Origin of the sequence: Pseudomonas sp. 20P_3.2_Bac5, assembly GCF_025466035.1 — a bacterium.
In the GTDB taxonomy this organism is placed as follows: Bacteria; Pseudomonadota; Gammaproteobacteria; order Pseudomonadales; family Pseudomonadaceae; genus Aquipseudomonas.
In genome coordinates this window covers 85,456-91,963 of sequence record NZ_JANLOA010000072.1, presented here as the reverse complement: position 1 = coordinate 91,963, position 6,508 = coordinate 85,456, and the positions used below count along the sequence as shown (strand labels likewise).

The window sequence follows — 6,508 nt, the reverse complement described above, 5'->3', positions numbered from 1 at the left end:
TAATGGACAAAAAAAGCCCGCCGAAGCGGGCTTTTTCAACATCGGGTGAATCAGTCGTCGGAGCTCATGATGCCGAACAGTTGCAGCAGGCTGACGAACAGGTTGTAGATCGATACATACAGGCTGATGGTCGCCATGATGTAGTTGCGCTCACCGCCATGGATGATCTGGCTGGTCTGGAACAGGATGCACACCGACGAGAACAGCACGAAGCCGGCGCTGATCGCCAGTTGCAGGCCGCTGATCTGGAAGAAGAAGCTCGCGACCACGGCACCCAGCAGAACGAAGAAACCGGCGGTGATGAAGCCGCTGAGGAAGCTCATGTCCTTGCGGGTGATCAGCACGTAGGCCGACAGACCACCGAACACCAGTGCGGTCATGGCGAAGGCCGAACTGACCACTTCGGCGCCACCGGCCATGCCCAGGTAACGGTTGAGGATCGGGCCGAGCAGGAAACCCATGAACCCGGTCAGGGCGAAGGTGGAAACCAGGCCCCAGGCCGAGTCACGCAACTTGGCGGTAAGGAAGAACAGACCGTAGAAACCGATCAGTACGACGAAGATATTCGGGTAACCGACGCGCATCTGCTGTGCGACGTAGGCCATGACAGCACTGAAGATGAGAGTCAGGGCCAGCAAGCCGTAAGTGTTGCGCAGGACTCGGCTGACCTCCTGCTGTTCGACCTGCAGGCCGTGGTTGACGGCGTAATCCTGTTCGCGCATGGCGACACTCCTGTGGGTTTTGAAACGTTGAGTTGCAAAGATCATAACAGAGCATTGGAAACAGGCCATCCAGAGAGTTTGACAGCTTGTTTCATTTCGGTATGATGGCGCCCGCATGACAAAGTGGAAGCGTGGCCGAGTGGTTTAAGGCAACGGTCTTGAAAACCGTCGATGGGCAACTATCCTAGAGTTCGAATCTCTACGCTTCCGCCATATTCTGATCTAAGCCCCTGAAAGAAGGGGCTTTTTTCTGCCTGCAGGTTTTCTAGCCACGTTTACACCCACGTCTTCCTTTCCTGGTTCACTCTCTTTTCAGTCATATTCTGAAACTGTTTTTACTCACCCAGACCTACCCATCAAGCGCCGTCTTGCCCATCTATCAATAGATAGCATCAGGGAAAGAGCCATCGACCGACTCTTGTATTCAGAGCTCAACGGCGGCGCGAACGCGGTGCCAAAACCGATGGTTTGCCTGTTCGCGGGTTTCAGGGAAGTTGGCTCAAGTACGACGAGACGGGCCTTTTCACTTAGCGTAGTGGCGGGCCTCGATCGCTTGTGCCCGCTGCCAGCTTTCAAGCGATTTGAGATTCTGCAGGTATTCCTTGATGTGTGGATACTGGCCTTTGCTGTCGAAGCGTTGAATGATTTCGGCTACAAAGAACATCATGAAATCGGCGCCACTGAGCTTGCCGCCCACCAGGTAGTCTTTGTTTTCCAACTGATCGTTCAGGTAAGTGAAGACCTTTTTGCTTTCGGTTCGGGCGTAGCTCGGAAGAAAAACGAGCTCGGCAGTCTCACGCTGCATGAAGACTTGGAGCAGCGGTGGCAGCATGGCGGAGCTTTCGGAGAAATGCAGCCATTGCAAATACTCGACATACTCATCGCTTTCTTTCGCCGGGGCCAAGTGCGGGGCAAAGCGTTCGATCAGAGTCTCCGTGATCGCACCCGACTCTGCTACCACCTTCCCGTTGAGCTCAATCACCGGCGACTTGCCCAGTGGATGGATGGCTTTGAGGGACTCAGGGGCAAAATGGGTCGCTCGATCACGGGTATAGAATTTGACCTCGTAAGGCACCCCCATCTCTTCCAGCAGCCAAAGCGTGCGAATGGAGCGCGATTCGTTCAAGTGGTGCAAGGTGATCATGTAGGTGTTCCTTCGGTTGGAAGAGGTGAAAGTGGGTCGACATCCGTGATGGTTGCGATGTAGACCCCTTCAAATGTGTCATTGAGCCAGTTTGAGAAGGGCCTTGGCGGCCTCTTCCGAACTAGCAGGGTTCTGGCCAGTCACAAGCTTGCCGTCGACCAGGACGAAAGGCGCCCAATTCTCGATCTTCTCGTACAGCGCGCCCTGACGTTTGAATTCGTCCTCAATGAGGAACGGAACCACGTTGGTCAGTTGCACATCTTCCTCTTCGCCATTGGTGAACCCCGTCACGTGTCGGCCTTTAACCAGAGGCTCACCGTCAGCGGTTTTTACATGGCGCAGCACACCCGGTGCGTGGCAAACGAATCCGATTGGCTTGTTGGCTCGCTCGAAGCTTTCAATCAGATCGATCGACTTGCGAGACTTCGCAAGATCCCAAAGCGGGCCGTGTCCACCTGGGTAAAAGACAGTGTCGAACTCTTCATGGGAAACGGCATCCAGCTTCACGGTAGATGCGAGGACACGCTGGGCGTCAGGGTCGGCTTTGAAGCGGTGAGTCAGCTCAGTTTGAAATTCCGGTAGATCGCTTTTGGGATCAAGCGGAGGTCGCCCGCCTGCAGGCGAGGCTACTACCACATCGGCGCCCGCATCTTTGAACACGTAGTAGGGCGCCGCGAACTCTTCAAGCCAGAAGCCTGTCTTCAGCCCGGTGTCGCCGAGCTGATCGTGGGAAGTCAACACCATCAATACTTTCATCTGGATTTCCATGCTCTTGATTTAAAGGTTTCCGGGCGTTCGAGCACGCTGTCCGGAGCTCAGTCTCTGGAGGCTCAGCCTGCAAAGAAAGCCTGAATCGTTTGCAAGTTGTCGCTGTAGGGCGCCCGCAGTCTCAGGTTTGAAGCGCCGTCCTTGCTTTGCACGACCACTGGCTTGGCATGGGTGAAACGGCGGAAACCATGCACGCCGTGATAGGCGCCGATGCCCGACGCGCCTACGCCACCAAACGGCAGTGAATCGATCGAGGCGTGGGTCATGACATCGTTGATCACCAGGGCCCCTGAGGTGGTGTGGCGTGCGAACAGCTCTTGCTGGGCCTTGTCATCTCCGAAGTAATACGCAGCGAGAGGGCGCGGATTGCTGTTGATGTACTGAAGAGGCTCGGAAGCATCGGTGTACGTTTTCACCGGCAGCAGCGGCCCAAAGATCTCTTCCTGCATGATGGCCATCTCGTCGGTCACATCGAGCACCAGGTGCGGGGCGATTTTTCGGGTTTTTGCATCGAACGCTGGCTCACTGCCCGGTGCCAGGTTGATCAGCGTAGCGCCCTTCTGCTCTGCGTCCGCCAGAAGGCCAACCAGCCGGTCGAAATGGCGGTCACTGATGATCGAGGTGTATTCAGGGTTGCCGAGCAGGGTGGGGAAGCTGTTGGCGATGAATTCCTTACTGAGCATCACCAACGATTCCTGCTGCTCCGGCGTCACCATCATGTAATCCGGCGACAGGCAAATCTGACCCGCATTGAACGTCTTGATGGTCAGCGTCCGTGCGGTGGCAACCGCGATATCGAAACCTTCCGCCACCACCACCGGGGACTTGCCGCCAAGCTCCAACGTGACAGGTACCAGGTTTTCAGCTGCTGCGCGCATCACATGCCGTCCGACGCCAGTGCTTCCGGTGAAAACGAGGTGGTCGAAGGGCAGGGAGCTGAACGCCGCCCCTACACTCGCATCACCCAGCACTACCGAAAGCTCGGAGGGTTCGAAGTAGGCGGGCACTAACTCCGCCAAGAGCTGCGAAGTGGCCGGCGTCAGCTCTGATGGCTTCAGCATCGCGGTGTTGCCCGCGGCGAAGATGCCTGCCAGAGGGCCAAAAGCGAGGTTGATCGGGAAGTTCCAAGGGCTTATTACGCCAACAACACCGAGTGGCTGTTGCTCGATCCAGGCCTCCATTCCAGGCCCAGGGCTTTCTACTTTCTCTGCCTTCATCCAGGTTTCCAGATGATCAGCAGAGTGCTCCAGCATTTTCAGGGTGGTCGCGAGGTCAGCAACCAGCGACTGATAAATGCTGCGGTTGCCGAAGTCAGTGTTGATCGCTTCGCTGATAGCCTGGTGATTGTCTCGGATCAGCTTGGCGCTGCGTTTGAGCCTGTCGCGGCGCAGTTCTGCACTGGCTGGCCCCGACGCAATATGGGCTCGCTTCATGCTGCGCAAAATTGCGAAAAGATCTTGAGTGTCTTGGTTGCCAGTCATTGGATTTCCTCAGATCGAGGGGCTGTCGTTGCGCCCGTGATAAGTGCGTTCAAATCGTGGAAGCAATCGTAGGGCAGTGGCGTGACGGCGAGTAGACAGCGTATTTTAGCGCTCATATAAATTTTATTATGGGTGCGTCATGTCGCTGGTCAGGTTGAGAACCTTCATTGAGGTCTATCGTCAGCGGTCAATCAGCGGCGCCGCGCGGTCTCTGAACTTGACCCAGCCAGCTGTGTCGCAGCACATCGCAGGGTTGGAGTCAGCGATCGGCAGAACCTTGTTCGACCGACAGGCTCGGGGGGTGGAACCAACAGCTGCCGCTCGTGAGTTGGCGTCGGACTTGGGGGACAAGCTGGACATGGCGGAGTCCGCTTTGGCCACCGCAAGAGCACGGTCGGTGGAACTGGCCGGGGCGCTGCAGATCATCGGACATGCTGACTTCCTGGCCGAGGTCGTTTCCAAGCAGCTTCGACCTTTACTTGAGGATGGCATTCGCCTGCGCATGCGCAGTGGCAACCATGAGCTGATCACGCGGATGCTCATCGAGGGGGAATGTGACCTGGGCATATCCGCCTCTCCACCCAATACACCTCGACTGCGTAATGAGCTGATGTTCACAGAGCAAATTGTGGCCGTAGCGGCGCCGGCGGTTGCACAGAGAATCGCTGCGGCTGAAACCCTTGAAAAGGGGCTCGGTGCAGAGGCGTTGCTGGCCTACAGCCTGGAACTGCCGTTGGTGGACGCCTGGCTTGAAAAGAATGAAATCGAGCTTGAGTCTTCTGTCCCGGCGATGGCCGGCCAGGATTTGCGTACGCTGCGAACGCTCATGATGGATGGGTTCGGTTGGAGCACGTTGCCGGCCTATCTCTGTGAACCTCACATCGCACGGGGCGAGCTTCAAGAGATACCCAGCCCGGTTGGACGCACCACGCGTGATTACCATCTGCTTTGGGCGCCTGCGGCCCTGAGGCAGCCTCGCGTTGCTCATGCTCGGCAGACGTTGCTCTGGCATATGCGCAATGGAGAGCGAAACCAAGCTGATATTGGGGGGCACCCAGCTTCCTGATAGGTATGTCCGGGCGCTCGCGATGATATCCATACCTGTGCCCGAAGATTCTGTTTGCAGGCGCCTACTCATGAAAAGGAGTGTTTGATACGCCGGCTGGACCGACTCCGCCACCCCTCCTGCGCCAGCGTCATCAGCACCGTAAGCCCCATAAACACCACCGACGCCCAGAAGATGCCGTTCGGCAGCCCGCGGTCGAGCAGCCAGCCAAACCCCACCGGGCCCAGCGCGCCGCCGATATTGAAGCCGCTGGAGACAATGCCGAAGGTCCGTCCTTCAGCGCCTTTGGGCGAGGCGGCGCGGACCAGCATGTCGCGGGACGGGGCGATGACGCCGGTGAGAAAACCGATTACACCGAGCACCACGACCAGTGCCTGGCCGCTGAGTCCGGCGCTGGCGACGAGGGCGGTGAGCAGCGCGGCCAGGCCGAAGGCCGCGGCGGCCACCAGACCGTGACGTCGTGTGCGGTCGGCGAGGACGCCGCCCGACAGCACGCCGAAGGCACTGGCGAAGAGAAAGGCACTGAGCGCCGCATTCGCCCACGGCAGGGCGATGCCCTGGCCCTGCATCAGTGCCGGCAGCGAAAATTTCTCGATGGCGCTGGTGCTGAGGTTAAGCAGCACGAACAGCAGCGTCAGGGTCAGGATCATTGGTGACCACAGCCGGCGCCGGTCGCTGCCGGGTTTGTCGGCAGTGGCCTTGGCGTTGCGGGCCGGGGCGATCCGGGTGATGCCCGATCCCGGCACCAGCAGCAGGGCGAGGGCGGCAAAGCCAGCCAGCGCCACCGCGACGAAGGCCAGGCGCGGATCGCTGGCCGCGGCGATGGCCGGCAGCACCAGCGGCGCGACGGCGGCGCCGAGAAAGCCGGCGAAGGTGTGTATGGAAAAGGCTTTGCCCATCCGCGCCGGGTCAATGCCCTGGGCCAGCAGGGCATAGTCGGCGGGGTGGTAGACGGCGTTGGCGACACCGGCCAGGGCCATGGCCACCAGCAGCCAGGTGTAAGTGGGAAACAGGGCGATCAGCAGGAAGCTGCAACTGCCCAGGGCCAGCCCCGCGATCAGCACGCGGCGGGCGCCGTAGTGGTCGACGGCAAAGCCCATGGGTGCTTGCAACAACGCGCTGACGATATTGAACAGGCTAAGCGCCAACCCCAGTTCGACATAGCCGACGCCAAACCAGGCGGGCAGCAATGGAAACAGGGCGGCGAGGGCCATGATGTGCAGGTGGCTGATGCTGTGGGCGGTGGCGATCTGGGGCAGCAGCCCGATACGGCTCGGCATTCGGCGGGGATTCCTTTATCGACGTGGTCCCGGCTGCGCTGGCGTGC

The 6,508-nt window shown here is 58.9% G+C and carries 6 protein-coding genes and 1 tRNA gene; 2 read left to right on the top strand and 5 right to left on the bottom strand.

What is annotated here, in order from left to right; genetic code table 11:
* Positions 1–50: 50 nt before the first annotated feature.
* Entirely contained in the window at positions 51–722 is a 672-nt protein-coding gene (locus tag NTD88_RS14315) for a Bax inhibitor-1/YccA family protein (RefSeq protein ID WP_095157359.1), read from the bottom strand.
* A gap of 125 nt (positions 723–847) precedes the next feature.
* Here NTD88_RS14315 and NTD88_RS14310 point away from each other — a divergent pair.
* A tRNA-Ser gene (locus NTD88_RS14310) sits at positions 848–935 on the top strand.
* A gap of 310 nt (positions 936–1,245) precedes the next feature.
* Here the strand turns inward: NTD88_RS14310 and NTD88_RS14305 are convergent.
* The 3 genes from NTD88_RS14305 to NTD88_RS14295 form a co-directional block, all read right to left on the bottom strand.
* On the bottom strand, positions 1,246–1,866 hold the full coding sequence (locus NTD88_RS14305; RefSeq protein ID WP_095157361.1) for a glutathione S-transferase family protein: 621 nt from the start codon (positions 1,864–1,866) through the stop codon (positions 1,246–1,248).
* A gap of 78 nt (positions 1,867–1,944) precedes the next feature.
* Positions 1,945–2,622 (bottom strand): type 1 glutamine amidotransferase domain-containing protein, encoded by a 678-nt coding sequence (locus tag NTD88_RS14300; protein WP_262154260.1) that lies wholly within the window; start codon positions 2,620–2,622, stop codon positions 1,945–1,947.
* A 74-nt stretch (positions 2,623–2,696) separates the two neighbouring features.
* Positions 2,697–4,115, bottom strand: a complete 1,419-nt coding sequence (locus NTD88_RS14295) for a coniferyl aldehyde dehydrogenase (protein ID WP_262154261.1) — start codon at positions 4,113–4,115, stop codon at positions 2,697–2,699.
* 139 nt (positions 4,116–4,254) lie between these two features.
* On the opposite strand from NTD88_RS14295, the gene NTD88_RS14290 reads away from it, so the two are divergent.
* Positions 4,255–5,181, top strand: coding sequence for a LysR family transcriptional regulator (locus NTD88_RS14290; RefSeq protein WP_095157367.1), 927 nt, complete (start codon positions 4,255–4,257; stop codon positions 5,179–5,181).
* A 68-nt stretch (positions 5,182–5,249) separates the two neighbouring features.
* Here NTD88_RS14290 and NTD88_RS14285 read toward each other — a convergent pair whose 3' ends face one another.
* Positions 5,250–6,461, bottom strand: coding sequence for an MFS transporter (locus tag NTD88_RS14285; protein ID WP_262154263.1), 1,212 nt, complete (start codon positions 6,459–6,461; stop codon positions 5,250–5,252).
* Positions 6,462–6,508: the final 47 nt, after the last annotated feature.

Coding starts and splice junctions, on each gene's coding strand:
- NTD88_RS14315 (WP_095157359.1), bottom strand. CDS start 722: ATGCGCGAACAGGATTACGCCGTCAACCACGGCCTGCAGGTCGAACAG.
- NTD88_RS14305 (WP_095157361.1), bottom strand. CDS start 1,866: ATGATCACCTTGCACCACTTGAACGAATCGCGCTCCATTCGCACGCTT.
- NTD88_RS14300 (WP_262154260.1), bottom strand. CDS start 2,622: ATGAAAGTATTGATGGTGTTGACTTCCCACGATCAGCTCGGCGACACC.
- NTD88_RS14295 (WP_262154261.1), bottom strand. CDS start 4,115: ATGACTGGCAACCAAGACACTCAAGATCTTTTCGCAATTTTGCGCAGC.
- NTD88_RS14290 (WP_095157367.1), top strand. CDS start 4,255: ATGTCGCTGGTCAGGTTGAGAACCTTCATTGAGGTCTATCGTCAGCGG.
- NTD88_RS14285 (WP_262154263.1), bottom strand. CDS start 6,461: ATGCCGAGCCGTATCGGGCTGCTGCCCCAGATCGCCACCGCCCACAGC.